30 protein-coding genes and 1 tRNA gene are annotated in these 26844 nt (G+C 48.0%); 4 read left to right on the top strand and 27 right to left on the bottom strand.

The window, feature by feature from the left end; genetic code table 11:
* Positions 1-3 precede the first annotated feature (3 nt).
* From hemB to hemA, 5 genes are all read right to left on the bottom strand, one after another.
* Entirely contained in the window at positions 4-981 is a 978-nt protein-coding gene (gene hemB / locus NFR98_RS03680) for a porphobilinogen synthase (protein ID WP_014097844.1), read from the bottom strand.
* Positions 982-1217: 236 nt separating this feature from the next.
* A complete protein-coding gene (locus NFR98_RS03675; RefSeq protein WP_017551081.1) occupies positions 1218-2006 on the bottom strand; it encodes a uroporphyrinogen-III synthase in 789 nt (262 codons plus the stop codon).
* The gene (gene hemC, locus NFR98_RS03670) at positions 2003-2935 is read right to left on the bottom strand and encodes a hydroxymethylbilane synthase (protein WP_014097842.1); all 933 of its coding nucleotides are present in this window, start codon (positions 2933-2935) and stop codon (positions 2003-2005) included. Before hemC ends, NFR98_RS03675 begins: the two co-directional genes overlap by 4 nt.
* Positions 2936-2947: 12 nt before the next feature.
* The gene (ccsA, locus tag NFR98_RS03665; protein WP_014097841.1) at positions 2948-3772 is read right to left on the bottom strand and encodes a cytochrome c biogenesis protein CcsA; all 825 of its coding nucleotides are present in this window, start codon (positions 3770-3772) and stop codon (positions 2948-2950) included.
* Positions 3773-3787: 15 nt separating this feature from the next.
* The gene (hemA, locus tag NFR98_RS03660) at positions 3788-5119 is read right to left on the bottom strand and encodes a glutamyl-tRNA reductase (protein ID WP_014097840.1); all 1332 of its coding nucleotides are present in this window, start codon (positions 5117-5119) and stop codon (positions 3788-3790) included.
* 185 nt (positions 5120-5304) lie between these two features.
* Here hemA and NFR98_RS03655 point away from each other — a divergent pair, with 185 nt between their 5' ends.
* Positions 5305-5799, top strand: coding sequence for a LiaI-LiaF-like domain-containing protein (locus tag NFR98_RS03655; protein ID WP_014097839.1), 495 nt, complete (start codon positions 5305-5307; stop codon positions 5797-5799).
* Between the two features lie 176 nt (positions 5800-5975).
* Here the strand turns inward: NFR98_RS03655 and yihA are convergent, their stop codons facing one another.
* From yihA to NFR98_RS03620, 7 genes are all read right to left on the bottom strand, one after another.
* Entirely contained in the window at positions 5976-6560 is a 585-nt protein-coding gene (gene yihA, locus NFR98_RS03650) for a ribosome biogenesis GTP-binding protein YihA/YsxC (protein WP_014097838.1), read from the bottom strand.
* Positions 6557-8881: an endopeptidase La gene (lon, locus tag NFR98_RS03645; RefSeq protein WP_061565532.1), complete on the bottom strand. Its 2325-nt coding sequence runs from the start codon at positions 8879-8881 to the stop codon at positions 6557-6559. Before lon ends, yihA begins: the two co-directional genes overlap by 4 nt.
* Before the next feature lie 43 nt (positions 8882-8924).
* Positions 8925-10562 carry an ATP-dependent protease LonB gene (lonB, locus tag NFR98_RS03640; protein WP_061565531.1) on the bottom strand — a complete coding sequence of 546 codons (1638 nt, stop codon included), beginning with the start codon at positions 10560-10562 and terminating at the stop codon, positions 8925-8927.
* A 291-nt stretch (positions 10563-10853) separates the two neighbouring features.
* Complete coding sequence (gene clpX, locus NFR98_RS03635; RefSeq protein WP_014097835.1) at positions 10854-12122, bottom strand: ATP-dependent protease ATP-binding subunit ClpX; 1269 nt, start codon at positions 12120-12122, stop codon at positions 10854-10856.
* Between the two features lie 368 nt (positions 12123-12490).
* On the bottom strand, positions 12491-13777 hold the full coding sequence (gene tig / locus NFR98_RS03630; RefSeq protein ID WP_014097834.1) for a trigger factor: 1287 nt from the start codon (positions 13775-13777) through the stop codon (positions 12491-12493).
* Between the two features lie 163 nt (positions 13778-13940).
* Entirely contained in the window at positions 13941-14933 is a 993-nt protein-coding gene (locus NFR98_RS03625; RefSeq protein ID WP_014097833.1) for a tetratricopeptide repeat protein, read from the bottom strand.
* Between the two features lie 139 nt (positions 14934-15072).
* Positions 15073-15516, bottom strand: coding sequence for a YndM family protein (locus tag NFR98_RS03620; protein ID WP_014097832.1), 444 nt, complete (start codon positions 15514-15516; stop codon positions 15073-15075).
* 134 nt (positions 15517-15650) lie between these two features.
* Here NFR98_RS03620 and NFR98_RS03615 point away from each other — a divergent pair, with 134 nt between their 5' ends.
* A complete protein-coding gene (locus tag NFR98_RS03615) occupies positions 15651-15947 on the top strand; it encodes a hypothetical protein (protein WP_251459706.1) in 297 nt (98 codons plus the stop codon).
* Between the two features lie 221 nt (positions 15948-16168).
* On the opposite strand, the gene NFR98_RS03610 is transcribed toward NFR98_RS03615, so the two are convergent.
* The 4 genes from NFR98_RS03610 to NFR98_RS03595 form a co-directional block, all read right to left on the bottom strand.
* Positions 16169-16242: transfer RNA gene (locus tag NFR98_RS03610), tRNA-Arg, on the bottom strand.
* A 243-nt stretch (positions 16243-16485) separates the two neighbouring features.
* Entirely contained in the window at positions 16486-16995 is a 510-nt protein-coding gene (locus NFR98_RS03605; RefSeq protein ID WP_014097829.1) for a metallophosphoesterase, read from the bottom strand.
* Entirely contained in the window at positions 16992-17600 is a 609-nt protein-coding gene (locus tag NFR98_RS03600) for an XTP/dITP diphosphatase (RefSeq protein WP_014097828.1), read from the bottom strand. The genes NFR98_RS03605 and NFR98_RS03600 overlap by 4 nt, the downstream gene beginning before the upstream one ends.
* A 107-nt stretch (positions 17601-17707) precedes the next feature.
* Positions 17708-18748, bottom strand: coding sequence for a GerMN domain-containing protein (locus tag NFR98_RS03595; protein ID WP_014097827.1), 1041 nt, complete (start codon positions 18746-18748; stop codon positions 17708-17710).
* A 143-nt stretch (positions 18749-18891) separates the two neighbouring features.
* On the opposite strand from NFR98_RS03595, the gene NFR98_RS03590 reads away from it, so the two are divergent.
* On the top strand, positions 18892-19092 hold the full coding sequence (locus NFR98_RS03590; protein WP_014097826.1) for a hypothetical protein: 201 nt from the start codon (positions 18892-18894) through the stop codon (positions 19090-19092).
* Entirely contained in the window at positions 19089-19391 is a 303-nt protein-coding gene (locus NFR98_RS03585) for a spore coat protein (RefSeq protein WP_014097825.1), read from the top strand. The genes NFR98_RS03590 and NFR98_RS03585 overlap by 4 nt, the downstream gene beginning before the upstream one ends.
* 146 nt (positions 19392-19537) lie before the next feature.
* Here the strand turns inward: NFR98_RS03585 and NFR98_RS03580 are convergent, their stop codons facing one another.
* From NFR98_RS03580 to NFR98_RS03530, 11 genes are all read right to left on the bottom strand, one after another.
* The gene (locus NFR98_RS03580) at positions 19538-20674 is read right to left on the bottom strand and encodes a zinc-dependent alcohol dehydrogenase (protein WP_017551092.1); all 1137 of its coding nucleotides are present in this window, start codon (positions 20672-20674) and stop codon (positions 19538-19540) included.
* A 9-nt stretch (positions 20675-20683) separates the two neighbouring features.
* On the bottom strand, positions 20684-21052 hold the full coding sequence (locus tag NFR98_RS03575; RefSeq protein WP_014097823.1) for a spore coat protein: 369 nt from the start codon (positions 21050-21052) through the stop codon (positions 20684-20686).
* Positions 21049-21264 (bottom strand): hypothetical protein, encoded by a 216-nt coding sequence (locus NFR98_RS03570; protein WP_014097822.1) that lies wholly within the window; start codon positions 21262-21264, stop codon positions 21049-21051. Before NFR98_RS03570 ends, NFR98_RS03575 begins: the two co-directional genes overlap by 4 nt.
* Positions 21265-21355: 91 nt before the next feature.
* Positions 21356-22165 (bottom strand): glutamate racemase, encoded by an 810-nt coding sequence (gene racE / locus NFR98_RS03565; RefSeq protein WP_017551093.1) that lies wholly within the window; start codon positions 22163-22165, stop codon positions 21356-21358.
* 10 nt (positions 22166-22175) lie between these two features.
* Positions 22176-22628: a MarR family winged helix-turn-helix transcriptional regulator gene (locus NFR98_RS03560; protein WP_035184469.1), complete on the bottom strand. Its 453-nt coding sequence runs from the start codon at positions 22626-22628 to the stop codon at positions 22176-22178.
* Between the two features lie 441 nt (positions 22629-23069).
* Positions 23070-23594 carry a GDYXXLXY domain-containing protein gene (locus tag NFR98_RS03555; protein WP_035184467.1) on the bottom strand — a complete coding sequence of 175 codons (525 nt, stop codon included), beginning with the start codon at positions 23592-23594 and terminating at the stop codon, positions 23070-23072.
* Positions 23587-24675 carry a DUF2157 domain-containing protein gene (locus NFR98_RS03550; protein WP_014097818.1) on the bottom strand — a complete coding sequence of 363 codons (1089 nt, stop codon included), beginning with the start codon at positions 24673-24675 and terminating at the stop codon, positions 23587-23589. The genes NFR98_RS03555 and NFR98_RS03550 overlap by 8 nt, the downstream gene beginning before the upstream one ends.
* Before the next feature lie 12 nt (positions 24676-24687).
* A complete protein-coding gene (locus tag NFR98_RS03545) occupies positions 24688-24987 on the bottom strand; it encodes a DUF1648 domain-containing protein (protein ID WP_026684041.1) in 300 nt (99 codons plus the stop codon).
* A gap of 266 nt (positions 24988-25253) precedes the next feature.
* Positions 25254-25439 carry a hypothetical protein gene (locus NFR98_RS03540; protein WP_035184465.1) on the bottom strand — a complete coding sequence of 62 codons (186 nt, stop codon included), beginning with the start codon at positions 25437-25439 and terminating at the stop codon, positions 25254-25256.
* A 285-nt stretch (positions 25440-25724) separates the two neighbouring features.
* Positions 25725-25949 carry a helix-turn-helix domain-containing protein gene (locus tag NFR98_RS03535; RefSeq protein WP_014097816.1) on the bottom strand — a complete coding sequence of 75 codons (225 nt, stop codon included), beginning with the start codon at positions 25947-25949 and terminating at the stop codon, positions 25725-25727.
* 359 nt (positions 25950-26308) lie between these two features.
* Positions 26309-26785, bottom strand: coding sequence for an acyl-CoA thioesterase (locus NFR98_RS03530; RefSeq protein WP_014097815.1), 477 nt, complete (start codon positions 26783-26785; stop codon positions 26309-26311).
* Positions 26786-26844: the final 59 nt, after the last annotated feature.

Raw genomic sequence — 26844 nt, 5'->3', positions numbered from 1 at the left:
CGTTTATTCCGCAAGCCAGCGAGCAATATCGAGTGAAAAATAGGTAATGATGAGATCGCAGCCGGCACGCTTCATGCTTGTGATCATTTCAAGAACAATCGCCTTTTCATCAATCCAGCCGTTTTGTGCGGCGCCTTTTACCATGGAATACTCCCCGCTCACATTATACCCGACAACCGGGAGGCGGAATTCATTGCGCACATCACGGACGATATCAAGATAAGAAAGCGTCGGTTTTACGATTAGAAAATCTGCCCCTTCTTCCACATCCGACTGTGCTTCACGCAATGCTTCGAGCCGGTTGGCCGGATCCATCTGGTACGTTTTCCGGTCCCCGAAAGCGGGTGTGCTGTCAGCAGCTTCGCGGAACGGACCGTAAAACGCGGATGCATATTTGACCGCATAACTCATGATCGGCACATCTTCAAAGCCTGCTTCATCAAGCCCTTTGCGAATCGCGGTGACAAACCCGTCCATCATATTCGAAGGAGCAATGATATCAGCGCCTGCTTTTGCCTGGCTGACCGCCGTTTTCGCAAGCAGGTCAAGGCTTGGGTCGTTTAAAATTTTCCCATCTTCCACAACGCCGCAATGGCCGTGATCAGTGTACTCGCACAGGCAGGTATCCGCGATCACAATGATATCCGGGTAATTTTTCTTGATGAAACGGATGGCTTCCTGAACGATGCCGTGATCGTGGTACGCTTCCGTTCCGGTTGCATCTTTATGGTTCGGTACGCCGAATAAAATGACGGATTTAATGCCAAGGGAAACGACTTCATCCATGATTTCATGGAGCCGGTCCAGCGACCAGTGATACACACCCGGCATCGAAGCAATTTCATTTTTAATATTTTCGCCTTCAACTGCAAAAATCGGATAAATCAAGTCGTTCACTGTTAAATTCGTTTCGCGCACCAAAGCCCGCATATTGGCACTTTGGCGAAGTCTACGGTGACGGGCAAACTGTAAATCTTTCATTTTATTTCCTCCTAAACTGGTAGAATGCCGCAATGTATTGCATATTTATCCGGGAAGTATGCACAGCTGCCGGCTTGTTGGGAATGATTGCGACGGTCGCGGGCAAATCCCGCTTTTTCTATTTTGTTTTCTTCGTGTCGAACATCGCCCGGCTGGTAATCTCTCGGAGAAAACCGTACATGGCAGCCGGTTTGTTAGGCCGGCCGCTTCAATCCCGGGTTCGTGCCGGTTTCTATCTATTTTTCTTCTAAACGGACAAAATCGCATAATGCCCCAAGCATGGCCTCGACGGTGTATTCATCCGGGCAAACCGCTGCACGGCTGCCGGCTTTTTCCACTGCCTGCCTGGTTGAAGGGCCGATGACTGCGATCCGGGTTGAAAGCCCAGCGATATCCATGCCGCTTTCTTCAAGCGCGCCTTTAAAATGGCGGAAGGCGGACGGGCTTAAAAACAGAGCAAAATCGATGTGCTCCCGCCCGAGCAAACGGGTAAGCTTTTCTTTTGCCCCCTCCGGCATATACGTCTCATAGACAATCCATTCCTCTGCTATTATACCGCTTTTTCTTAGAAAATCCGCAATTTCTGTCCCGGCCATGTTTCCTTTCGGGAGAAGGACGCGGCTTGCCCGGTGTCCGCTCCGCAAAAATTCCCGGGCAAAATCTTTTGCCGTAAACTTCCGGGGCGCAAAAGAAACCTTTAAACCGGACTGTTCCATACAGGCAGCCGTCTTTTTTCCCACAGCTGCCCAGTTTATGTTCAAATGCTCACATGCTATACCCGCACGGCTGCATGCTTCCAAAAAATAACGGACCCCGTTTTTGCTTGTAAACACAACCCAGTCGTATGCCGAGAGTTTTCGCAAAAATACAGATGCGGACAGGTCGGCATATGCACGGAAGGAAACCATCGGGACGACAAAAGGGGTGCCGCCGAGCGCTTCAATTTGTGCGGCGAGCTTTTCGCCGTCTTTTCCGCCTCTTGTGATCAGGATATTTTTCCCGCTTAAAGGCCCATTTGCCGTCATGACTGCCCGAGCTCCGCTTTCACTTGTTCAATCAGCGCCTTTGCCCCTTGCCGGCTTAAAATATCTGCCGCCTTTTCTCCGGCCGTTACCGGGTTGTGGGAGACAACCGTTTCTTTATATACCGTTTTGCCATCAGGGGAAGCGACAAGGGCAGTGAGGGAAATGCCTTCTGCCGTTTTCTTCGCAAGGCCGGCAATCGGTACCTGGCAGCCGCCTTCCATTTTATCAAGGAAGACGCGCTCCGCCTTTACCGTTTCCGCCGTTTCTGCGCTGTCGAGCTTCCGGAGCGCATCGAGCAGTTCCCCGTCATCGGCGCGGCATTCGACAGCGAGCGCGCCCTGCCCGATTGCAGGCAGGCAAATATCCGGATCAAAAAATTCGGTGACGGTATCCGCACTCCAGCCCATCCGTTTTAAACCGGCTGCCGCGAGGACGATCGCATCGTAATCCCCGTTTTTTAATTTTTCCAGCCTTGTATCAATATTGCCGCGAACAGACTTAATGCGGATATCGCTTCTTACAGCAAGCAGCTGGGCGCCGCGGCGGAGGCTGCTTGTCCCGACAACCGCCCCTTCCTTAAGGCTGGAAAAAGGGGTGCCGTTTTTGGAAATCAAGGCATCCCGGACATCTTCACGTTCCGGAATGCAGCCGATCACAAGCCCGTCCGGAAGCACAGCCGGCACGTCCTTCATGCTATGTACAGCCATGTCAATTTCATGATTCAACATGGCATCTTCAATTTCTTTCACAAACAGGCCTTTCCCGCCGACTTTGGACAGGGTGACATCGAGCACTTTATCGCCTTTTGTGGTGATTTCCCTGATTTCAAAACGAAAAGGCAGTCCGAGCTGTTCAAGCTTCGCCACCACCCATTTCGTCTGCGTCAGGGCAAGTTTGCTCCGCCTCGACCCTACGACAATTGTTCTCATCCGGCAATCCTCCTAATAATACAAATGAAAATCCGATAATCCTGTAATTAGAAAAAAGTTAATCAAAATGATTAAAAAAGCAGCCATATTCCAATAAGCCAGTGTTTTTCCGAACATGTGGCGGCGTTCGCCCCCATACAGGAGAAAACTGTATACAAGCAGCACGACAAACGACCCGACAATTTTCGGATCAAGCCAGTGAATGGCCGGAAGCCGCAAGTATGCCCACCATAGCCCGAGAATCAGCCCGAGCAAAAGGACCGGGACCGCAATGGCATTCATCCATTTCGAAAGCCGCTCCAGTTTTGCAAGGTCATTCAGGCGCCAGATTCTGTGGCTCCATTTCTTTTCCTTCAGCCACTTATATTGTAATAAATACAGAACGGAAAAGACAAAGGACAGGGAAAACAGCACATAAGCAATCAGCGTCATCGTAATATGCATGAGCAAAAGTTCCGATACCATTCTTCCTGCCCCTTGTGAGACCTTCTCCGGGGCAAAAGCGTGGACCGTCATGATAAAAAAGCCGATGACATTTGTAAAAAACACGGTAAAGTCAACGCGCAGCAGGCGGTTCAGGGCCAGAGACAGCGTCAGCAATGCCCATGCATAAAAATAAAGCCCCTCAGACAATGTCAAGACCGGGAACCGTCTGGTGTGAGCCATGTACAAAATAAATATAACCGTCTGCAATGCCCAGACAACGGAAAGAAAACGGAAGGCAGCCTTGTTAGCCTTCCGGTTCCGGTGGAGAAAGTCAAGAAAATAAAGCAAAATACTGGCTGCATAAAGCAAAATCATGCCTTCATGCAGTCTGTCCGTCCATACGGCATACATTGCCGGGCTCCCCGGTTAACCCGAATAGGACGGGCGGACTGCATGCCGCGCCATTTCGGCTGCCGGTTCCGCTTGTCCCGTTTCTGTTTCTAAATTAAAAATTTGGCGGAACAGTTCTAGATTCCGGGCTGCATCCGGCGAACCCGCCATTTCTTTTGCCTGCAGAATCGGATCTTTCAGCATCTGGTTAATAATGCTTTTTGTATGTTTGCTGATGACTTTCCGTTCGCGTTCTGTTAAGTCCGGCAGCTTCCGTTCAATGCTTTTCATCGTTTCCGCCTGGATCGCGAGCGCTTTTTCCCTGAGCGCCGTGATCACCGGCACCACCCCGAGTGTATGGACCCATTCATTGAATGCGCAAACGGCATCGGAAATCATGTCCGCAATCTGCCGGGCGGCTTTTTCGCGTTCTTTCAAGTTGGCTTCCACGATGCCTTCCAGGTCGTCAATATCATACAAGAAAACGGATTCAAGGGACGCGGCTTCCGGATCAATATCGCGCGGCACGGCAATATCGACAAGCAGCAGTGGGCGCCCGTTCCGTTTCTTTTCAATGGGTTTTAACTTGTCTGCTGTAAGGATGTACCCTTTTGCCGAAGTGGAGGTAATCGCGATATCCGCATCCAAAAGCGCCGTTTCCAAAGATGCCAGCCCGAGTGCCTCGCCATCGAAGCGTGCGGCAAGAAGCCCGGCTTTTTCCGGCGTCCGGTTGATGACGGTAATCCGGGTGGCACCGCTGCCGTGAATGTTTTCCGCAGCCAGTTCGCCCATCTTGCCGGCGCCGATGATGACCACTTTTTTATCAGCCATATCGCCAAAAATTTTCTTCGCAAGCTCCACAGCCGCATAACTGACCGAAACAGCATTGGAAGCAATTTCCGTTTCCGTATGGGCTTTTTTCGCTAGTGTGACCGCATCTTTGAACAGGCGGTTAAAAATGGTGCCGGTTGAACCGGATGCTTGGGCCAGCAGAAAACTGTCCCTCACCTGCCCGAGAATTTGCGTTTCACCGAGCACCATCGAGTCAAGCCCGCAAATCACTTTAAACAAATGCGCAATGGCTTCGTTGTCTTCGTAAATAAACAGATAGGGGGCAAATGCTTCCTTATCTATTCCGAACCATTCTGACAGAAAATCTTTAATATAATAACGCCCGGTGTGTGCCTGGTCGGCAACCGCATAAATTTCCGTACGATTGCATGTAGACACGATGACATTTTCCAAAATGCTCTTTTTCTTTTGCAGCGCCGCCATCGCATCCGCGAGTTCCGCCTCATCAAACGACAGCTGTTCGCGGATTTCAACCGGCGCAGATTTATAATTTAATCCGACAGTAAGTATTCTCATTGTTGCCCTCCGGCACCCCCATTTTATCTTGCCAAATGCATAGGATTGAATGTTGATCTATGTTAAGATGAATAGAAGAAAAAAGCTCGTTTTTCTCTTTTGAAATAATACCATTCCTACCTGTAAAATAGCAGAAACAGGCGATGGTTTCAAGCATCTAGATTGAAGGAAAGAAGTGTGTCCCATTGAAAAGCCGCAAAATTTTTTCCGCGATTATCCTGATCGGGTTCGGGCTGTATTTTTATTTGCAGCGTTTTGACCTCACCGGCATGAAGGACTACTTTACATGGCCGACGCTGTTGATCATTGTCGGGCTCGCTTTTTTAGGCGAAGGCTACTGGGGCCGAGACGGGGAATCAATTTTGCCGGGGGTCATTCTCGTCGGGTTCGGCCTCCACTTCCACCTTGCCGGCAAAATCGCCATTTGGCCGGATAATATCGGGGTCTTTGTTCTCATTATTGCCATCGGCTTTTTGCTCCGTTCGCAAAAAACCGGGGACGGCACGTTTTACGGGCTGTTGTTTCTCGTGCTATCCATATTGCTCCTGTTTTCCGATAAAGTAATGGGATGGTTCGGCCTTGTCGAAAACAATGTTTCTTCCCTGATCAATTTCTGGCCGGCCGTGCTTGTCGTAATCGGCGTCTACCTGCTGTTTGCGAAAAGAAGGGGGCGGAAATAACACCCGCCCGTGCAGTCCGGCATGAAAAGCCAAGTACCCAAACAGCCCCGCGCGCCCAAAAAAACAACCAGGCGCTCATTACCGGCATTTTCCGGGGCCGGACCGCTAAAAAATACGATTTTAGATCCGGATCCTGCAGAAAAGCCCGGTGCCCGCATGCTGGCCCCGGGCTTTATTCACTTAATTCTTTCCATCAGGGAAGCCCACACTTTGTCCTTTCCCTCTCCTGTTTCAGATGAAAATAAAATGATTTCGTCTTCTTTTTCCAGATTCAGCGTTTCTTTTGCTGTTTTCAAATGAGATGCCCATTTGCCTTTCGGGATTTTGTCAGCTTTTGTGGCAACGACGATACACGGGATTTTATAGTACTTTAAAAAATTGTACATCAAACAGTCATCGTTTGTCGGCGGATGCCGGACATCGACAATGAGCACGACCGTCTTCAGCTGTTTTCTTGACGTCATGTACGTCTCAATCATCCGGCCCCATTTTTCCCGTTCTTTTTTCGACACCTTCGCAAACCCGTAGCCGGGAACGTCGACAAAGTATAATTTGTTTTCGATTTTGTAAAAGTTCAGCGTCTGGGTTTTCCCCGGCTTGGAAGAGGTTCTGGCAAGGGCTTTACGGTTGATCATTTTATTGATAAAGGAAGACTTTCCCACATTTGACCGTCCGGCAAGCGCAATTTCCGGCAAATGCCCTTCCGGATATTGCTCCTGCCGCACCGCGCTGATGACCAGTTCTGCCTCCGTTACTTTCATTTCTCCTCACCTGCAATGGCAATTTCAATGACTTCATCCATATGCGTGACCGGGTAAAAATGGAGATCCCCACGCACGCTTTCCGGAATGTCATCCAAATCTCTCTCATTTTCTTTCGGAATAATAATTTTCTTCAGCCCCGCTCTATGTGCGCCGAGCGACTTTTCCTTCAATCCGCCGATCGGGAGTACTCTGCCGCGCAGGGTGATTTCGCCTGTCATCCCGACTTCCTTATGCACGGCATGCTTCGTCAGTGCGGAAATCAGGGCGGTCGCAATCGTGATCCCGGCAGAAGGGCCGTCTTTCGGCACAGCGCCTTCCGGAACGTGGATATGAATATCATACTTTTCATGGAAATCAGGCGCAAGCCCGAGTGCTTCCGCTTTGGAGCGGACAAAACTGAAGGCGGTCTGAGCGGACTCTTTCATCACATCACCGAGTTTTCCGGTCAGGACCAGCTTTCCTTTCCCCGGTGAAAGCGACACTTCGATCTGAAGCGTATCGCCACCGACGGTCGTGTAGGCAAGCCCGGTCGCTACGCCAATCTGGTCTTCCATCTCGGCCTGCCCGTAATGGAAAAGCGGCTTCCCGAGAAAGTCAACGATATTTTTTGCTGAGACCGTGACCCGTTTCCTTTTCCCTGATACTATGATTTTCGCCGTTTTCCTGCAAATTTCGGCCAATCTCCGTTCCAGGCCGCGCACGCCTGCTTCGCGTGTATAGCGGCGCACGATCAGGCGGAGGGCTTCCGCATCCATCCTCAGCTGATTGCGAGCAAGCCCGTTTTCTTTTATTTGCTTAGGGAGCAGATGGGTCTTGGCAATTTCAATTTTTTCCAATTCCGTATATCCGGAGATCGAAATGATTTCCATCCGGTCGCGCAAAGGGCCGGGAACCCCAGACAGATCGTTGGCCGTTGCAATAAACATCACTTTCGACAAATCATACGGCTCTTCAATAAAATGGTCGCTGAACGCATGGTTCTGTTCCGGATCGAGCACCTCAAGCATTGCGGCTGAGGGGTCGCCGCGAAAGTCGCTGGCCATTTTATCGATTTCATCGAGCAAAAAAACCGGATTTATCGTGCCGGCTTTTTTCATGCCCTGGATGATCCGCCCCGGCATCGCGCCGACATACGTTCTCCGGTGGCCACGGATTTCCGATTCGTCCCTTACACCGCCGAGCGAAACGCGGACAAATTTTCTGCCCAAAGATTTTGCGATTGACCGTGCCAGGCTCGTTTTCCCGACACCCGGAGGCCCGGCAAGGCAAAGGATCGGCCCCTTGATCGACCGGGTCAGCTGCTGCACCGCCAAGTATTCAAGGACGCGCTCCTTTACTTTTTCAAGGCCGTAGTGGTCTTCGTTCAAAATCTTTTCCGCTTTCGCGACGTTGAGATCATCTTCTGTGGCGTTCGACCACGGGAGTGTGATGAGCCAGTCCAAATAGTTACGGATCACCGCGCTTTCAGACGAAGCGGCCGGGATTTTTTCATACCGGTCCAATTCTTTGAATGCGGAATTGCCCACATGCTCGGGCATGCCGGCATTTAAAATTTTTTCGCGCAGCTCATGCACTTCCGCCGTTTTGCCTTCTTTATCCCCGAGTTCTTTCTGGATGGCTTTCATTTGTTCCCGCAAATAATATTCTTTTTGCGTCCGCTCCATCGACTTTTTCACTTGTTGGCTGATTTCTTTTTCAAGCTGCAAAATTTCCTGTTCATTTTTGATCAGCCCGATCAGCTTTCGTATTCTTTCTTTTATATCAATCGTTTCGAGAATGTCCTGCTTTTGCGGAAGGCGGAGCGGCAAATGGGATGCGATAATATCGGCCGCCTTGCCCCCGTCTTCCATATCGGAGACCGCCTGGAAGGTTTCACCCGAAATTTTTTTCGACTGGCTGATGTACTGATCGAAAAATTCGAGCATCGTGCGCATCAACGCTTCCGTTTCAGCATCCGGCCGAAACTGCTCATCAAATGTTTCGACTTCGACGGAATAAAAGGTGCCTTCATCTTCAAAAGAGACGATTTTTGCGCGCCGCACGCCTTCCACGAGCACCCGGATCGTCCCGTTCTGCAGTTTCATCATCTGGTTCACTTTTGTGAGCGTTCCGGTTTGGTATAAATCTTCCTGTTTTGGTTCTTCGATGGAAACGTCTTTTTGTGTCGTCATGAAAACTTCGCTGCCATGCATCATGGCGTTTTCAAGGGCCTGGACAGAGTAGTCCCGGCCGACGTCCAAGTGCAAAACCATCGATGGATACACAAGAATCCCCCGTAAAGGAAGCAAAGGAATTGTGTATGCGGATTGTGTTGTCATCTCAGCACCCCTATCTTGATACGTCTTTTAGGGGGCCTGTCCATTAACCCCCTATGAGCGCATTGTCGTTAAAATGTTTCTTTAATGCGATATCCAGGACTTCTTCCAGCTGCCGGACCGGAACGATCGCAATGCCTGTGATTTCCTTGAACGTGGCCTGCATGTTTTCGGCAGGAATGATCACCGTTTTGGCTCCTGCCTGTTTTGCTGCTTTTATTTTGGCATACACGCCGCCGACCGGTTTGACCTTGCCGTGCAGGCTGATTTCCCCTGTCATGGCTACTGTCTGGTCAACAGGAATTTTATAAATGGCGGAATAAATGCCGCATGCCATCGCAATCCCGGCGGAAGGGCCGTCAATCGGAATCCCGCCCGGAAAATTGACATGGAGGTCATACTGGTCAGCGGGGACACCCATCGTCCGTAAAACAGTAATGACGTTTTCGGCGGAACCTCTTGCCATGCTTTTTCTGCGGACCGATTTCCCTTCGCCGCCAATACTCTCTTCGTCCACAATCCCGGTAATGTTGACGCTGCCCCTTTCTTTTGCCGGAATGGCCGCTACTTCAATTTCAAGCAGCATCCCTGTGTTCGGACCGGTTACGGCAAGCCCGTTAACAAGCCCTGCAGCCGGCTGTTCAGGGGCCTTTTTCTCATAGCGCGGCGACAACTGGCTGGCTGTTGCCACCCATTCCAGGTCCTCCTCCCGGATAAAATCCTGTCCTTCCTGGATTGCAAGCCCTGCAGCAATTTGCACCATATTGACCGCTTCCCTGCCATTTTGCGTATATTGCGCCAAAATGTCCAGCCCGTTTTCGCTGATTGCCATATGGATTTTATCAGCTGCTTTTTTTGCAACCTGTTTAATTTCACCGCGGTCAAGTTCGCGAAAAAACACTTCCATGCAGCGCGAACGGATGGCAGCCGGAATTTCTTTCGGCGTTCTGGTCGTTGCGCCGATCAGCCGGAAATCTGCAGGTAGTCCATTTTGAAAAATATCATGGATATGATGTGGAATTTCCCGGTTTTCGGGATTGTAATACGCACTTTCCAAAAAAACTTTCCTGTCTTCTAGTACTTTCAATAATTTATTCATTTGGATCGGATGCAATTCCCCGATTTCATCAATAAACAAGACGCCGCCGTGGGCAGAGGTGACCGCACCCTGTTTCGGCTGCGGGATGCCGGCCTGCCCCATGGCGCCCGCCCCCTGGTAGATCGGGTCGTGCACGGAACCGATTAAAGGATCGGCAATGCCCCTCTCATCAAAGCGGGCTGTTGTGGCATCCAGTTCAACAAAAACAGCGTCACGTTGAAAAGGGGATTTCGGATTTTTTTTAGCTTCCTCAAGCACAAGCCGGGCCGCTGCCGTTTTGCCGACACCGGGCGGCCCGTAAATGATACAGTGCTGCGGGTTTGGGCCGCAAAGTGCCGCCCGCAGTGCTTTAATGCCGTCTTCCTGGCCCACAATATCCGCGAATGCTGCCGGGCGGACGCGTTCCGAAAGCGGCACAGATAAAGAAATTTCCCGTAGTTTCCGCAACTGTTCCATTTCTTTTTTTGATTCGCGGTCTATCGTAATTTTTTGTGTTTTTTGGCTTTTTAGCAAGTTCCAAAAGTAAAGCCCGATAATGATCCCGAAAAATAGCTGGATCAATAAGGCAATCCCCGTCCAATTCATCCTGTTCCCTCCAAGCATTTCAGTTGCAGCCTGATCATGCCGCTTCCTTATTTACCTAGTATCTCCGGCTGCCGGAGGGAATAAACGGGGATTTCTGAAAACCAGGAACGGCTGGGCGGAAGAAAAAAGGGCAAGCGCACCGCTCGCCCATTGCTTCTTTATTCTGCTTCGCCTCTCATTTTTCCGGCGCTGTGCCAATACCAGGAATTTAGCCCTGCTGCCTTAGACCGGTTCCTGTTCAAAAAAGAATGTTCACGCCGGATTGCCGGCGGGCAGCCCGGCTCCGCTTATTTATGCCGATTTTGTCTGGTCGCTGCCTTCAATGACTGTGCCGTCTTTCAGCACGAGCCTCGGGAATTCTTTGTCCAGGACGGATTCTTTTGTAACAATACATTTTTCAATATCTTCCCGGGACGGCAAGTCAAACATGACATCGAGCATAATGCCTTCAATAATGGAACGCAAGCCGCGTGCACCCGTTTTTCTTTCGATCGCTTTTTTCGCGATTTCCTTCAGCGCATCCTGTTCAAATTCCAATTCTACATGGTCGAGTTCCAGCATTTTTTTATACTGCTTGACCAGCGCATTTTTCGGTTCGGTCAAAATTTTAATCAATGCCTCTTCATCCAATTGTTCCAAAGTAGCAATGACCGGAAGGCGGCCGATGAATTCCGGAATCAGCCCGAAAGAAAGCAAATCTTCCGGCAGTACGTGCTTCAGGAGCGATTGTTCATCGAGTTCGTCATTTTTTAAATCGGTGCCGAAACCGATCACTTTTTTGCCGAGGCGGCGTTTAATGATCTGGTCGATGCCGTCAAACGCACCGCCGCAAATAAACAGAATATTGGTTGTGTCAATCTGGATAAATTCCTGGTGCGGATGTTTGCGCCCTCCTTGAGGCGGAACGCTCGCAACCGTGCCTTCCAGAATTTTCAGGAGCGCCTGCTGCACGCCTTCGCCGGAAACATCGCGTGTAATCGAAGGGTTTTCCGATTTACGGGCAATTTTATCAATCTCATCAATGTAGATGATGCCTTTTTCCGCTTTTTCCACATCATAATCAGCTGCTTGAATCAGCTTTAACAAAATATTTTCGACGTCTTCCCCGACATAACCGGCTTCCGTCAACGATGTGGCATCGGCAATCGCAAACGGCACATTTAAAATACGTGCCAGCGTTTGCGCAAGCAGCGTTTTCCCGCTCCCTGTCGGCCCGATTAAGCAAATATTGCTTTTTGCCAGTTCGACTTCATCGATTTTGCTGTTGGAATTAATCCGTTTATAATGGTTATATACGGCAACCGCAAGCGATTTTTTCGCCTGTTCCTGGCCGATCACGTATTCCGCAAGAATTTCACGGATTTCATGCGGCTTCGGAATGTCTTTGAATTCTACTTCTTCTTCTGTGCCAAATTCTTCTTCAACAATTTCCGTGCACAATTCAATACATTCATCACATATATACACACCCGGACCAGCGACCAATTTTCGCACCTGGTCCTGCGATTTTCCGCAGAAAGAACATTTTAACTGCTGTTTTTCATCGCTGAATTTGAACATTCCATTCACCCCTTATATTGTACTTCTTCCATTCCATTGGCAGTTCCCGAAATAACAGGGACCCTTCATGACTCCCGCTTACCATTATACAAACCCCTTTTGCTGTGATTTGTATATGGATTGTATCACAAAACGATGCCGGCAGGAAATAAACTGCTTATACCATTCTCCATGCATATGTAAAATTCCTGTCTACTCCAGATTTTCCCAAAAACCAGACGAATATGCTTCTCCATCCTGAAAAATTGCATCGGCTAAGTTTCTGGTGCGCTTATCTTACAGTATGGGCTTCTATGTATTTTTTGGCACAGCCCGCAGGTTAGAAAACAAGACACGAGCCAGTGCCGTGCCTTGTATTTCTATTTATATTATGCAACAGTTTTGCTGTTTTGCACAAGAAAATCGATCGCTTTGCGCGCTTTCAGATCGGCTTTAATGCCGTCCGTAGAACCGAGCACCCGCCTGATATCGTCAACGGACATGCCGTACATTTCGGACATGCGCTTCAGTTCTTCATCCACTTCTTCATCGGATACTTCAAGGTTTTCCGCATTGGCAATCGCTTCAAGCGTCAGATTAAAGCGGACGCGTTTTTCCGCATCTTCTTTCATCTGATTGCGGAGCGCTTCTTCATTCTGGCCGGAGAACTGATAGTAAAGTTCGAGGTTCAGCCCCTGGGCACTCAAGTTTTGTTCGAATTCTTGCAGCATGCGGTTTAATTCCGTATTGATCATCGCTTCTGGAATGTCCATTTCTGCATTTTCCGCAGCTTTTTCGACCACTGCATCTTCAACCGCGTGTTTTGCTGCATGTTCTTTCGATTCTTTTAAATCTTTTTGGATTTTTTCTTTTAATGCATCCAGCGTTTCCACTTCGTCATCCGCATCCTGCGCGAATTCATCGTCCAGTTCAGGCAGGTGTTTCGCTTTGATTTCATGGACTTTCACCTTGAAAGTAGCTTTTTTGCCTGCAAGTTCACTAGCGTGGTATTCTTCCGGGAAAGTAACTTCAATTTCTTTTTCATCGCCGGTTTTTACGCCTGCTAATTGTTCTTCAAAACCTGGGATAAAGTTGCCCGAACCAAGTTCAAGCGAATAGTTTTCCGCAGATCCGCCTTCAAACGCTTCGCCGTCAACGAATCCTTCGAAGTCGATGACAACCGTGTCGCCCATTTCCGCTTCGCCGTCTTCTTTGATCACGAGTTCGGCAAGGCGTTCCTGCAATTTCTTCAATTCTTCTTCCACGTCTTCGTCCGTTACGTCTGTATCCGGTTTTTCGACTTCAAGGCCTTTGTATTCGCCAAGTTTCACTTCCGGTTTCACGGTAACAGTCGCTTTAAAGATTAGCGGTTTACCTTTTTCCATTTGTTCGACATCGATATTCGGCGTATCAACCGGTTCAATACCGGTTTCTTCGATCGCTTTTTCGTATTCGCCAGGCACGATCATATCCAGTGCATCCTGGTAAAGAGATTCTACACCGAAACGTTTTTCAAATAAAGGACGCGGGATTTTGCCCTTCCGGAAACCCGGGACATTGATTTGTTTCACTACTTTTTTGAAGGCTTTATCCAGACTTTTATCAACCGTTTCAGCATCTACTTCAACTGTCAGGATCCCCTGGTTTCCTTCAGTTTTTTCCCATTTTGCTGACATACCTTTCCCTCCAACAATCTATAAATAATAATGTAATAATAGGAAATAGACCGGGTCTGTTTCCTGATTCCCTTGTCTATTGCTTTTTTCAAATACGGATTGAAAAAAGACAGTTTACAACCATTTAATTATAACATAGCTTTTTTGTCTTTCAATGATGAGCCTACAGATTCGGCAAAGAAATTTCCTCAAGGCTTTCGAGATAGCGGACGGCCTCAAGCAAGGTATCCGGCTCCACCGAATAGTACATCGCGATTTTATCAAAATACGCTTCCTGCCCGAAAAGCTTCAGGCCCATGCTGTAGTAGGCAGCCGTCCACAGCGCGGGATCTTCCGGCTCCGGTTCAAACGGGTACAGCAGGAAAAAATGCCGGTCCAAAACCGTTTTAATCTGAGCAAAAAGTGTCGGATTTTTTTGTTCGACATCCCTTGAAAGCCGCGTAATCAAAAGATTATACAGCTGCGTTTCAAAAATCGGCAAAAGATGCGCGGGATTTACGGCGCCAGCCTTGCCGAGTTTTTGCACCTCGAATTCATCCGTGATCCCCTGTTCTTTTAAAACGTTCAGCAAAAGGGTCTGGATAAACGGATGTTTGTCCGGATCCCGGATATATGCCCGGATTTCATCGAGATACGGCCGGATATTTTCATGCACAAGATGCGAAACCCGCAAGATTTGTTCTTCCTGGTCCCCGGTTTCAAAAAGCTTACGGCCCGTATGCTCGGGCTCCCGTTCTGGTTTTGGCATTTGCATCCGCTTTTCACTGAAAGCGAGCAGTTTTTCATAATGATCCAGCTTGTCCGGTGGGGCTTCTTTTTCTTCCAGCAGAGCGCGCAAGGTACTGCTGATTTCTTCATGTTCACCGAGCTGGACAAGAATCATGAGAAACAGATCGAGGATTTCGAAGTAGTCACCGTTTCCTTCACGAAGCATTTGTCTGCCTTGTTCTTTCGCCCCTTCATAATCGCCGGCTTCATAGAGCGCAATCATGTAGGCGGTCCCGATTTCCCCATCGTCATGGTCAAGCCGGCGTGCCTGGCGAAGCAGCGCGGCAGCTTCTTTATATTCTTTTTGGCTGATGGATTCGAGTCCCCGCTCCAAGAGGCGTTCTTTCAGACGGGGGAACGGCACCACATTGCTTTTTCCGTTTTTCATTGTCCATTCCGCCTTTTTTTAGATCGTCACTAGTGTAGCATGAACCGGTTTTTTTGCAAAGGGTTTATACTGCCAGGGGGCTTTCTATTATGAAAAAAGCCAAACACAGAAAGCCATAAAGCTTCCGTGTCCGGCTTGCTTATTTCTTGTCCGGTCTGATATCGTGAATGTCCTCTTCCTCAGCCATTTCCGTGCCATAAGCAAGGCGTTGATTTTGCCTTTTTGCCGTGTTTTCAGCGCTTGGGGCATCATGATGCAAAAACCTGTGCACGAGCACTTCCGCAGCCGAAATCAGGCAGGCGGCAATGAAGCTGCCCCATGCAATTTGCAAATAATTGTCAAGCACGACGTTCCCGAAAATCCAGACACTGGCATAAACAAGCAAAAAATCAACAACGGTTGCTTTCCAATTCCCAATGCGTGGCAAAAGGAGCACATCTCCAACAACATAAGACACTATTGTGACAAGCAGGCTGAACGATAAAATGTCTGTGATCGTCGCATCGAAAAAGAGATCAAGCGCAACCGCAAAAGCGACAATGCACGTGATAAATTTTGCCAGTAAAACGATTGCATTTCGCATTTCAATTCCTCCCTTAAACAGGCAGTTTTACTTATAGTTTGTCCAAATGAAAAAGGATTGAAACATGATGGGATGATTTAAAAGAAGAAAAAAGGGGTAATGAATAACAAGTCTACACATGACGGAGGGATTCGATGAAAAGGTCAATGATGAATCTGATTTCAGGCACTTTGCTTTCCGCCGGGGGAGCCGTGCTGGTCATGGCCGCTTGCAATAAACGGCAAAAAGATTCGGCTGAAACTTGGGAAGACACGGATATGAGAAACAGCAAAAAAATCGACCGGATGGAAAGTGTGGATGCAGACAAAGTGCCGGAAGAAAAAGGACTTACACAGCTGGACTCCACATACCGTTCCGAATGGATCGCAAACGGATTTCCGCAAACCCATAAAGAAATGAAAGAACTGGAAAAAGAAGGGCAAAAATCATAACTGCTCTTTCCGCCATTTTACACAAAAGGCCGGGCAACAAGGGAAAATCCCTGCTGCCCGGCCTTTTTGCGGTTATACGCTACGTCTCAGGAGGGATTCGATCAAAGTAGGAAAATTGCAGGGATAAAAAAGGGATACTGCCACAGTGTTCTAATCTGCGTTAGCATCCCTTAGCTGTCCAAAACCCTTTCATATCAAGGGTTTATCTTCAAAATGCGCTACGTCCCAGGAGGGATTCGAACCCCCGACCTGCGGCTTAGAAGGCCGATGCTCTATCCTGCTGAGCTACTGGGACACTTTAAAATGGTTTGTTGTCAAATATTTTCCATTTCAATCAAAAATCACTTGAAAACAAACCTTATAAGGTTTGTTACGAACATATTTCATTTTAATCAGCAGGCGGGCAAATGTCAATCATGAATTTGAAAAAAACACGATTTTTTCCTGCAACGGGCGGGTGCAGCAGCAGGCAGCGGTTTCCGCAACCGGATTGGCCCGGCTTCGTACCCGCCTTGCTCTGCAGCCGGAGTTCCCGGCGTCATAACGAGAATTCCTGGCGTAAATCCTCAAGTTCGCGGTGCTTGTCCGTATAAAATGAAACACGGATCGTATTTCCGTTTTTCTCCACAACCGCATACGTCCGTTCCGTCCTGCCCCTTGGCATCAAAAGGCTGCCGGGATTCAGGAAAAGAGTATTTTCAATCAGCTCGGCACCGAGAATATGGGAGTGCCCGAAAAAAACAAAATCCGCCCCCACTTCTTTTGCTTTATAAGACAAATTCAACAGGGTCATTTTTACATTATAATGGTGGCCGTGGGTGACAAATATTTTGCTGTCCCCAATTTCTTTCGTGATATCAAGCGGAAATTTCCGCTCATAATCGCAATTGCCGCGCACGGTTAAAAAGTCCCGGATGGCCTCCTCGTCCGCTCGCAACTCCGAATCGCCGCAATGGATCATCGCGTCCATTTCCCCGCCGTACCGCCGTTTAAGCTCGATCAGCTCTTCCGTAAGTCCGTGGCTGTCACTTGCAATCAGCAGTTTCATTTTTTGCCTTCCTCCCCTAAAATCGAATACAGTGCATCCGAAAGTTTTGCCAGTGCATGGGCACGGTGGCTGATTTTATTTTTTTCTTCGGCAGAAAGCTGGGCAAGCGTTTTGCCGGACGGAAGCATAAAAATGGGATCGTACCCGAATCCGTTCTCTCCGATCCTTTCCCGCGTGATCCTTCCCTGAAGCGTCCCGGACACCGTAAATGTTTCTTTTCCAGGGCGGGCAACCGCAAGTGCACAATAAAAAGAAGCTGTACGTTTTTCATCCGGTACCCCTTCAAGCTCGGAAAGCACCTTATCGATGTTTGCCTCATCATTTTTCTCTTTCCCTGCATAGCGTGCAGAATAAACCCCCGGCCTGCCGCCAAGCGCATCGATCATAAGCCCCGAATCATCGGCAATTGCCATCATGCCGTATGCATTGGCCGCCGCTTCCGCTTTTAAAATCGCATTTTCTTCAAACGTTTTCCCCGTTTCCTCTACGTCCGGTGCGCCTTCCATATCCAAAAACGTTTTCACCTCGAGCTCGAACCGGGAAAATAAAGCTGCAAATTCTTTTGCTTTACCTTTGTTTTTTGTTGCAATCAAAACAGCCGCCAATTTTCTCCCCCTTTTAAAGGAAATGTATTATGTATGCACGATACAAATAAGAGGTAGTCTGGCTACCCCTTTTGTCCCATATTCTATAGTATAACAAAAAAACCACGCTAAAAACTACCCGTGTTGACTTTTTCCGGCCTTGTCACCGGTTCTGAAACCGATTTTCCGTCTTCTGTAACAAGCTTTGTACTGCCGTCCACTTCGACTGCAACGCTTTTAATCCCTTTTTGCTCGGTCAGCGTCAGGACGAGCGGATCGAGCACTTCGTTTGAGATCATCTTTTTATCGAGGCTCCCTAAAATTTCTTTATTAAAATCAACCGTCACTTTCCCGTTTGCCACTTCCGGCTGTTTCTTCAGTTTGACATCGTCCATGAATCCGGACACAAGATGGGAACCCGGGGAAGGACCTTTAACCAGTTCTTCAACCGCTGCTGCGACATCGTCCTTGTTACTGTCCGCAACGCGCTTCGTTACCGGCACATAATAGCTTTGCTCCCCTGTTTCCGCCAAATAATAAACGGTGACCGGATGGGTATTTGTAATATCGGCAACATACTTTGTATCCGTATTGATGCCTGCCTCCCTTGTCAAACCATCCGGGCTTACGGGTGTCCCCGCAACCGGCATCGCCTTCAGTTTTTTGCCATTCATTTTAAGCGAGACCTTTTGAATGGAGTCGAACTGGGTCAGCGTCCATGTGACCGATTCCAATATTTTTTGTTCATCGTGCGCTTGATAGTCTTTGAAATCCCCCGAAAAGTCGACCGTCGCCAAACCGTCTTTCACATCTACCGACAACTGCGTATTCGCGGGAAGGACCGCGCGGAAGCCGTTCGGCAGCAAATTGGAAACCGGGCCGTCCTGCACGAGGTATTCCAGTGCCTGTTTTGCAATGCTTTTGCTTTCGGGCAAGGCGATCGTTTGTGGAACGACATAACCGTATTTATCAATCAAATACAGCTCTGTTAGCACCTGCCCTTTCTTTGCTTTTGCGGTTTGTTTCGCTCCGTCTTTTACAGAAACACTTTGATGTGGATCAATTTTTTCCGGCTGCTTCTCAGGTAGCAGGCTGCAACCCGAGATCCAGATGCTGCATGCCGCAAACGCCAGGGCAAGTTTGCCGGCTGCCTTTGCTTTTTTTACCATCCCTTTCCCCTCCCGAAGACTGTTTGTACTACTATGTATACTGGCATTCCGAAAAATTAGACCGGACATGCAAAAATTTCGGGGCAGAATAAAAACGGCACGCTTTTCCATAATAAAAATACAGCTGAACAGGAGGGATTGATTTGGACCAGACACTGGGCGTTCATGAAACGCTTGATATGCACGAAATATTAATGTTTAAAAACATCTGCTTAACAAAATCCGCAACCATGTCGGCCATTGCACAGGATCCGGCTTTAAAAGAACTGCTCGGGCAGAATGCAAAGCAGGCGAAGCAGGATATCGAACAACTCATGTCGCTTTTGGGGAGGGAAGAAAAATGAACGGCTTTCTCCAAAACATCATCGGGATGGGGGACATGTCAGACAGCATCATTGCATCTGACTTGCTCATTTCAACAAAGTCCGGTGTGAAGATGCTCGCGTTTGCGGTAACCGAGGCGGCAACAGCGGAAGCCAGAGCCGCTCTTTCCGCACAGCTTCTGGCGGCCATTGACATGCATGATAAGATCATGGACTTTATGATTGAAAAGGGTTACTATCACCCTTATCATATAGAGGACCAGTTGCATGTCGACATGCAGGCAGCCCGGACCGCCTTACAAATCCCCCTTCCCGATTAAACGGCGTACCCACTGCTTTACTTTACGTCAGTTTAAAGCGCAGCCGGCCTTCTCCCTCTTATCTGCTGGCTTTCGCTTTACACATTTGAAGAGGACAGGCACGAAAAACCCGGCCTGCTTTTAAAAAAAGCAGCGCCGGGCTTTTTTTACGGCTTGAGGACCACTTTTATGCAATTGTCCGTTCTTGTATCAAACACTTCGTATCCTTTTTCAGCCTGGTCAAGCGGCAATACATGCGTCACGATGTCGCTGAGTGTGACTTTTTCCTGCGCCACAAGGTCATACAGAAACGGCATATAATGAATGACCGGCGCCTGTCCCGTGCGAAGGCTGACATTGCGCTGGAAAATATCGCCGAGCGGAAATGCGTTGTAACGGCCGCCGTAAACACCTGTTACCTGGATGGTGCCGCCTTTTCTCACCGCCTGTGACGCGATGACAAGCGCACTCATCGCCCCGCCCTGGAGTTTCAGCCCGGATGTCAAATATTCCATCGGTGTCATTTTTCCGTCCATGCCAACTGCATCAATGACAACATCCGCACCGCCTTTAGTGAGTTCTTTCAAATATTCGCCGGTATTGTCGTGCTGTTCAAAGTTGACGGTTTCCACTTTGTTATACTTCTTGGCATGCTGCAACCGGTAATCCAGATAATCAACGGCAATGACACGTTTCGCCCCTTTCAGCCATGCAAATTTTTGCGCAAGCAGGCCGACCGGTCCACAGCCGAGCACGACAACCGTGTCACCGTCTTTTACACCCGCATTGTCCACCGACCAGAACGCAGTGGAAGCGGCATCTGAAAGCAACACGAGTTCTTCATCTTTGACTTCGCTGTTTTCCGGAATTTTAAACGGTGTAAAATTCGCATACGGGACGCGTAAATATTCCGCCTGGCCCCCCGGATAGCCGCCTGTCAGATGGGAATATCCAAAATAGCCGCCCATCTCGCCGTTCGCATTCGCATTGTCACACTGGCTTTCCAGATGGTGTGTGCAATACCAGCATTCCCCGCAGGCGACAGTGAACGGTATAATCACCCTATCCCCTTTTTTGACTTTCGTGACATCCGGTCCGGTTTCTTCGACAATCCCGAGCGGCTCATGCCCGATGATATAGTCTTCCGGAAAATTCGGTATCATGCCGTGGATGAGATGCAAATCGGAGCCGCAAATGGCCGATGACGTAATTTTCACAATAATATCATCTTTTTTCTCTATTTTCGGTTCCGGCACATCTTTTACTCTGACATCTTTGATTCCCTGGAAAGTGACTGCTTTCATGTTTTCCTCCTATTCGTCCGCATCAATCTGCGCCATCATGCCCATGCGCGATGTATTGCCGGGAAACAGGTTCAGTTTGCCGATCATCAACGCCATGTCAGCGGATTTCATATCCAGTTTGTACTGGTCATCTACGTTATACGGGTGGAGCCAGCCTTTTTGCATCATGAAATTTGAAACCTCTTCATGAAGGGAAAGGCCCTCTGCAAGCTGTTTCTGGAATGCGGCCCTCACCGCAGGCGTTCTTGATTCCGTAATGGCTGCCGCTGCATTCCGGATCCCGGTTTTAATACTCATCAAAAATTCAAGTGCAACCGCTGAATCCGCCATTTCTGGCATGCCTTCCGCGTTTTCGATTTCCAAGTAATCATGAATCATTGCAGCATCCCTCCCGGATTCAGCTTGTATAAAGCTTTCATTTCTTGAATGGCTGCTTCTGCCTGCTGCACATCTTTTTCCATCAATGCCTTCAAATCCTGGTCGAATACCAGGCCGGACATCATTTTCGATTTTAATAAACAAATGGTTTTGAAATTGAGCATTTCATGGAGCTCCCTTGTTTCGTGGTAAGCCAAACCATTGTTTTCCATATATCCACCTCCGTTTTTCAAAAGCTATTGTGCCTATTCACAGCCGTTTCTATGCGGGCTTGGATGAAGGCAAAACAAAAAAACCACCCAATCAGGAGAGCGTCTCCCCCAATTGAATGGTTTCCACACCAGTAATATCCTGTTCAAGCCAGTCTGATGCAAGTGCGGCAAATATTTTGCTCGAGCCGGTAGTGTAAAAGCGGTGCTTCTGCCGCGTGTCTTCCATATTAAAAAGGTCATGGAAGTAAAGAAGCGTGCTTACTTCTCGCGCGGTTTCCTCCCCGGAACTGATGACCGAAACGCCCGCGCCCATCACGTTTTGGATAATCGGCCCGAGGAGCGGATAATGGGTACATCCGAGAATGACGGTGTCAATGCCGCAATTTTGGATTGGATACAAAGTTTCGGCAACAATTTTTTTGGCAATCGGACTGTTGTACTGGCCGCTTTCCACAAGCGGGACAAATTTCGGGCAGGCAAGCGCCGTAATCTTGACTTTTTTATTGATGCTTTTTAACGCCCGTTCATACGCCTGGCTTTTAATCGTGCCGATCGTGCCGAGCACGCCGATCCGGAAATTTTTTGTATGTTTTAAAGCGGCCCGCGCGCCGGGATAAATGACGCCGAGCACCGGAATCTTCAGCTCTTCTCTGACTTCGTCCAAAATCACTGCCGTAGCCGTATTGCAGGCGATGACCAGCATTTTTATTTGTTTGTCCATCAGAAATCGGATCATCTGCCAAGTGAATTTTTTGACTTCTTCCACCGGCCGCGGTCCATACGGGCATCGTGCTGTATCGCCCACATAATAAATGGTCTCATTCGGAAGCTGGCGCATCATTTCCTTTGCGACGGTCAGGCCGCCAACCCCCGAATCAATCACGCCAATTGGTGCATTCAAACTTCTCGCCTCATTCTGTCTTCATTTCCTGATGCAATTGCAGTAAGTTGTTTTTTAATTTGACCAGTTCATCCGGTGAAAAATGGCTCAGCACACCCTGCAAGTAAGCTTGCCGTTTTCGGATCACTTCGTCGATCAATACTCGTCCCTTTTCCAGTAAATGGATGCGGACAACCCGCCTGTCATGCGGATCTTTTACGCGCCTGACGAGTTCATTTTTTTCCATCCGGTCAATCAGGTCTGTCGTTGTACTGAAAGCCAGGTACATTCGGTTCGACAGTTCCCCGATCGTCATATCGCCTTCCTCAAAAAGCCATTGAAGCGCCAGAAACTGTGGCGGCGTGATTTTATAATCGCTTAATAATTCACGGCCCTTTTGCTTGACAATGCCGGATATGTAACGCAAATCTTTTTCAATTTGTGCTACAACTTCCGGATCATGTATGTATGGTTGCTGTTCCATGTCCAAAGCGGCCCCTCTCTCAAAAATACGGTGATGACTGTTTTACTATAAGCTATTTTGACCCTTTTCACCCGAAATTTCAAGACAGATTTTTACATAGTTTCGTTCCATTGCTTTCCAAGTAAAGCTGTGGAAGGAAAAGCGGCCCGGTATAGGGTTGTGAAAACACTGTCCGGGTAAAATTTGCATATTGAACAAGCTTCCGGTCCGCTATTTTTTGAAAAAGAAAACGGCCCGGTGCGGTTTCAAACCATATGGCGCTGTTGCGAACGACATTTATGTGGGTGTAGACTTGCATAAGCAACACCGTTTCAAACCATATGGCGCTGTTGCGAACGTGCACCGGGTGCGGGATGCAGGGGGATTTTTTGCCCGGCATTTCCCAACCGGATTTCTATATGCGTGAAAAAACGTGCAAGAGAAATTCGGTCGGGTAGGCCGTCACTCAGTTACGAGATTCGTGATAACGGCACGGCCGCGGTAAATTTTTACCACTGCTGCAGCGCGCCCTTTTGTTGCCGCCTGCTCGATTTCTTTCCCGCTATGTTGAGGCACAAAAAATTTATCAAGATGATAATCAATATACACTTTTTGCTCATCGTCTTCCCACTCGTAAGCCTTCCCTTTTAAATATATTCCGCCCCGCGGATTTTCGGCGGATACACTTTTCACATGGCAAATGCCCTTTTCATCTTTTTTAAGCAGGGCATACACGGTCAGTTCCCCGCCTTTATGGCCCGCAAAATACTCGATGGCACTGCGGTCCAGACGGCTGGCCGGTACCGTTTCCGCTTCAAGATTCACCTGTATATAATCGCCCCTGAAGGCATCCGTCGGGTCCACCGGTTCCATTTGCAGTTTGACCGGTTCCCCCACCGCAACCGTATATAACGGCAAAACAATCATCCCGAGTAAAATGGCAATCGGAACAAACGCAGCAAGCCCTCTTTTCACCAGATCATGCATGGCCGTTTCCCCCTTCTTTCCGCTGCTTTTCAAAATAAAAGCCAAAACCGATAAAAATTAGGCCGCCAATGATGAAAACAATGGATTTCGGCAAAAAGTCGTAGGAAAAGTCAAGGTAAAAACGCAGCACAAAAATGCAGAGAATGAAGATATTGGTAAGGCTGCCGGTTTTGATAAAATACAGGACAAGCAGAAAGTACACAACTGAAAATGCTAAATTGAAGTGGCTGCCAAAAACCGTACCTTCCCAAACAGACGAAAAAGTAAGCAGGATGCCCATCAAACCGTGAAGTAAATGGCCTTCCAGCCGCATCACTTCTCTGTACGCTTCCTGAACCGGCAATCGCAGCATCACGAAGCCGGCAACAAAGAGAAGCAGAAAGGCAGCCAAATGTCCGTATGCGGGAAAGAATGCACTGAGTTTAAACAGAAATACGGACAGCACGGCAATCGAAAGCGCGTTTACGAAAAACAGAAGCAGGCGGGAAGCAACCGTTTTTTCATTTATCCAGTAAAGTAATCCTGCTAAAAGTGCGGTAATGAGAACAGCGAAGTACCCGATGCCGGTATTTTCAGCATCCAAATACAAAAGGAAAAGCACTGTGGCAAAAATGGAGAGCCATTTGTCTTTCAGCACATAGGCCATTGGCAGCGATCCAATCCCCCACCATAAAAATGCCTGGCCGAATGAGCCGCCAAGGTTAAAAATTTGCCCGGTGAGAAAAATGCCCGCCCCGAAAAACAGGACACCAAGAAAGTACAAGCCGCGTGCTGTTTTCGGATGGCTGTTCTCCAGTTTGATAGCCGCTCCGTTCACGCCTGCAATCGCAGCAAGGATGATGAGAAATTTGACCGTTTTGCCAAGATAGACCCAATTGCTGGCAATAAAGCTGAAAATGCCCGCCCCAAGCAAAAGGGCCCCGACCATGACAAGAATGCGGACAAGGCTCACCCCCCGGGAAACCTCATACTGTGCAAGCATCTCGTCTTTTTGCGTATGCGTAATGGTCCCTTCTTCTTCAAAAAAAGCAAGCTCGCTTTTCATCCATGCATAGTTTTTTCTGCCAATCTTTCTTTTCATTTTGACTCCCCCTCATTTTGAAAAAAGCGCATACAGAACAAGCAAGACATGGATGATAAATAAAAATAGAATGCACAGTGACGCTTTGTATGACACTCCTTTCCTTGAGAGTAGCCAGATAAGCCACATCACGACAGGCAAAATGGAAAAACCGGCCCACTTATTTATAAATCCGTCCGGCCGTAAATATCCGTTAAAATGGAACGGAATGATCGCCGGTGCAAATGCAAACCCGATCAGGGATACAAGCGCGGCAACCAGTATCAAAATAAGCAAAAATGCCGGATCCGTCACTTTGAGAAAAAACCGCATAAACTCACATCCTTTCATGCTATTGTACTGTATTTTGGCGAATGTTCATATCATTTTTCCAGGCGGGAAAAGCCGGAAACAAAATGCCGGCAAAATATCATTCGCCCGTATGTTAAATTGCGATGCTTGCAGCTATAAATTTATTAATCTACATAAAACGTGCCAAAATCAATGACGTTCAGGACAGACATTGCTTCTGGCAACGTATAAAGAAGTAGTAATGTTTAGTTCAACTATATATCCTGAAAATATGTGCCGGCTGGCTTTCATTCTTCTGCTTGTGGCGCATCCATTGCGGTATGGGCGTCTATTTGCAAATTGGGCACAGCGGCGTTTGATTTTAGCCCAAATCGTCCGGCATCTTTGGAGAAATCTTCACACTGTCTCATTGAGGCGGGCTTGTAAAAAAGATAACATCCGGAAACCTGTAAAAACATCATTTGTTTCTCCATCCTCGTGATTTCCTTATACGGTATCCAGCGTTTAAACGGCCCGCCTTTTTAACATGATCCATTTTCGATCGGAACTTCATTCAAACGTCCATTGAAAACGATTCCGCTACGTGCACTTGTGGTCATTTTACTAAAACCGCCGGCAGATTTCCAGGTTCATCTAAAAATATGCAATCAATGTAAAAAACGGAATCAGAAAGGGTAAACGCTTTGTCCAAAAATCATCCCGTTTCTATCCCTTCTTTAAACCACAAAATCGACTGCAACATTGCAGCCGATTTTGTTTCAAAGCTTTAATTCCCCCATGCGGAGTAATTCAACAACAGCTTGCGAGCGCCCCTTGACTCCCAATTTCTGCATGGCGTTGGAAATATGATTTCGAACTGTTTTTTCGCTGATAAACAATTCGCTCGCGATTTCTTTTGTTGTCTTGTCTTGTACTAACAGCTCGAATACTTCTTTTTCTCTTTTTGTCAGCAGCGGTTTATGTGTGAAATCGTTGTCCTTCAACTATGATAACCCTCCTTGCCTTCGCCAGCTCTAAACCGCGGGGATGGGTATTTTGGTTGTCACGATATCTTATGTTCTTGCGCGGCCGGGAGTGACTTGACGAGGCAAGGAACAGCACAAATCCGAAAAAAAGGGCGGATGCCGGAACCCTTTCTGTATGAAAGGCAAACGAAACATTATCCGGCATTGTAAACTGGCAGATATAGATTCTATTTATGTCCTGGCCGGAGATGGCAAAACAGGCAAACAAGTGTTGTAAAAGCAATAAAATATACCAAGTATTGCCGCTCTTTTCTCCGCTAAAAAACAGTCCTCAACGTAAACACTTAAGCTTATTTTTTATGGCGGGTTACTTTCATTCAGTTGACGGATGAGACGGCGGCTTGCGGGTCGGCGAACCTCGCTCTTTCTTCCGCAGTCCACGGTATTCCTTTTCCGGTTGTGACCGAGATCTGCACCATTGTCCCGCGCCCGGTAAAACAGATTTCATTCGCTTCATTTTTCGCCATGTAGTGCAAGTCGACGGACGAGTTGCCGATTTTTGAAACTTTTACATAAATGCGGAGTTTGTCATTGAAAAAAACCTGTTGTAAAAAATCACACTGCAAATCCGCCACGACCGGGATGGAGCCGGTGCCTTTTTTTGCCCAGTCGCCCATAAACCCGAGTTGCTGGAGAAATTCAATCCGCGCTTGTTCAAAATAAATAAACGGAACCGTATTGTTCATGTGACCAAACATATCGGTTTCAGAAAAACGGACCGTGACCGGGAGATAATAGGAAAATCCTTCTTCCCAGGCGTTCCAGTCATCAATATAAGAGATGTGCTTTTTCAATGGGATACCTCCTTTTAATGAGTGAACAACCATTCATTTTTTATTTGAAAAGAAGTGCC

Source organism: Weizmannia agrestimuris, assembly GCF_943193165.1.
Lineage (GTDB): Bacteria > Bacillota > Bacilli > Bacillales > Bacillaceae_C > Weizmannia > Weizmannia faecalis.
The sequence above is the reverse complement of the archived record's forward strand: the minus strand, read 5'-3'. Positions and strand labels throughout refer to the sequence as shown.

Bases quoted from the DNA above. Each gene is read 5' to 3' on its own strand.
- hemB (WP_014097844.1), bottom strand. From the start codon at position 981: ATGAAAGATTTACAGTTTGCCCGTCACCGTAGACTTCGCCAAAGTGCC.
- NFR98_RS03675 (WP_017551081.1), bottom strand. From the start codon at position 2,006: ATGACGGCAAATGGGCCTTTAAGCGGGAAAAATATCCTGATCACAAGA.
- hemC (WP_014097842.1), bottom strand. From the start codon at position 2,935: ATGAGAACAATTGTCGTAGGGTCGAGGCGGAGCAAACTTGCCCTGACG.
- ccsA (WP_014097841.1), bottom strand. From the start codon at position 3,772: ATGTATGCCGTATGGACGGACAGACTGCATGAAGGCATGATTTTGCTT.
- hemA (WP_014097840.1), bottom strand. From the start codon at position 5,119: ATGAGAATACTTACTGTCGGATTAAATTATAAATCTGCGCCGGTTGAA.
- yihA (WP_014097838.1), bottom strand. From the start codon at position 6,560: ATGAAAGTAACGGAGGCAGAACTGGTCATCAGCGCGGTGCGGCAGGAG.
- lon (WP_061565532.1), bottom strand. From the start codon at position 8,881: ATGACAACACAATCCGCATACACAATTCCTTTGCTTCCTTTACGGGGG.
- lonB (WP_061565531.1), bottom strand. From the start codon at position 10,562: ATGAATTGGACGGGGATTGCCTTATTGATCCAGCTATTTTTCGGGATC.
- clpX (WP_014097835.1), bottom strand. From the start codon at position 12,122: ATGTTCAAATTCAGCGATGAAAAACAGCAGTTAAAATGTTCTTTCTGC.
- tig (WP_014097834.1), bottom strand. From the start codon at position 13,777: ATGTCAGCAAAATGGGAAAAAACTGAAGGAAACCAGGGGATCCTGACA.
- NFR98_RS03625 (WP_014097833.1), bottom strand. From the start codon at position 14,933: ATGAAAAACGGAAAAAGCAATGTGGTGCCGTTCCCCCGTCTGAAAGAA.
- NFR98_RS03620 (WP_014097832.1), bottom strand. From the start codon at position 15,516: ATGCGAAATGCAATCGTTTTACTGGCAAAATTTATCACGTGCATTGTC.
- NFR98_RS03615 (WP_251459706.1), top strand. From the start codon at position 15,651: ATGAAAAGGTCAATGATGAATCTGATTTCAGGCACTTTGCTTTCCGCC.
- NFR98_RS03605 (WP_014097829.1), bottom strand. From the start codon at position 16,995: ATGAAACTGCTGATTGCAAGTGACAGCCACGGACTTACGGAAGAGCTG.
- NFR98_RS03595 (WP_014097827.1), bottom strand. From the start codon at position 18,748: ATGGTAAAAAAAGCAAAGGCAGCCGGCAAACTTGCCCTGGCGTTTGCG.
- NFR98_RS03585 (WP_014097825.1), top strand. From the start codon at position 19,089: ATGAACGGCTTTCTCCAAAACATCATCGGGATGGGGGACATGTCAGAC.
- NFR98_RS03580 (WP_017551092.1), bottom strand. From the start codon at position 20,674: ATGAAAGCAGTCACTTTCCAGGGAATCAAAGATGTCAGAGTAAAAGAT.
- NFR98_RS03575 (WP_014097823.1), bottom strand. From the start codon at position 21,052: ATGATTCATGATTACTTGGAAATCGAAAACGCGGAAGGCATGCCAGAA.
- NFR98_RS03570 (WP_014097822.1), bottom strand. From the start codon at position 21,264: ATGGAAAACAATGGTTTGGCTTACCACGAAACAAGGGAGCTCCATGAA.
- NFR98_RS03560 (WP_035184469.1), bottom strand. From the start codon at position 22,628: ATGGAACAGCAACCATACATACATGATCCGGAAGTTGTAGCACAAATT.
- NFR98_RS03555 (WP_035184467.1), bottom strand. From the start codon at position 23,594: ATGCATGATCTGGTGAAAAGAGGGCTTGCTGCGTTTGTTCCGATTGCC.
- NFR98_RS03550 (WP_014097818.1), bottom strand. From the start codon at position 24,675: ATGAAAAGAAAGATTGGCAGAAAAAACTATGCATGGATGAAAAGCGAG.
- NFR98_RS03545 (WP_026684041.1), bottom strand. From the start codon at position 24,987: ATGCGGTTTTTTCTCAAAGTGACGGATCCGGCATTTTTGCTTATTTTG.
- NFR98_RS03540 (WP_035184465.1), bottom strand. From the start codon at position 25,439: ATGGAGAAACAAATGATGTTTTTACAGGTTTCCGGATGTTATCTTTTT.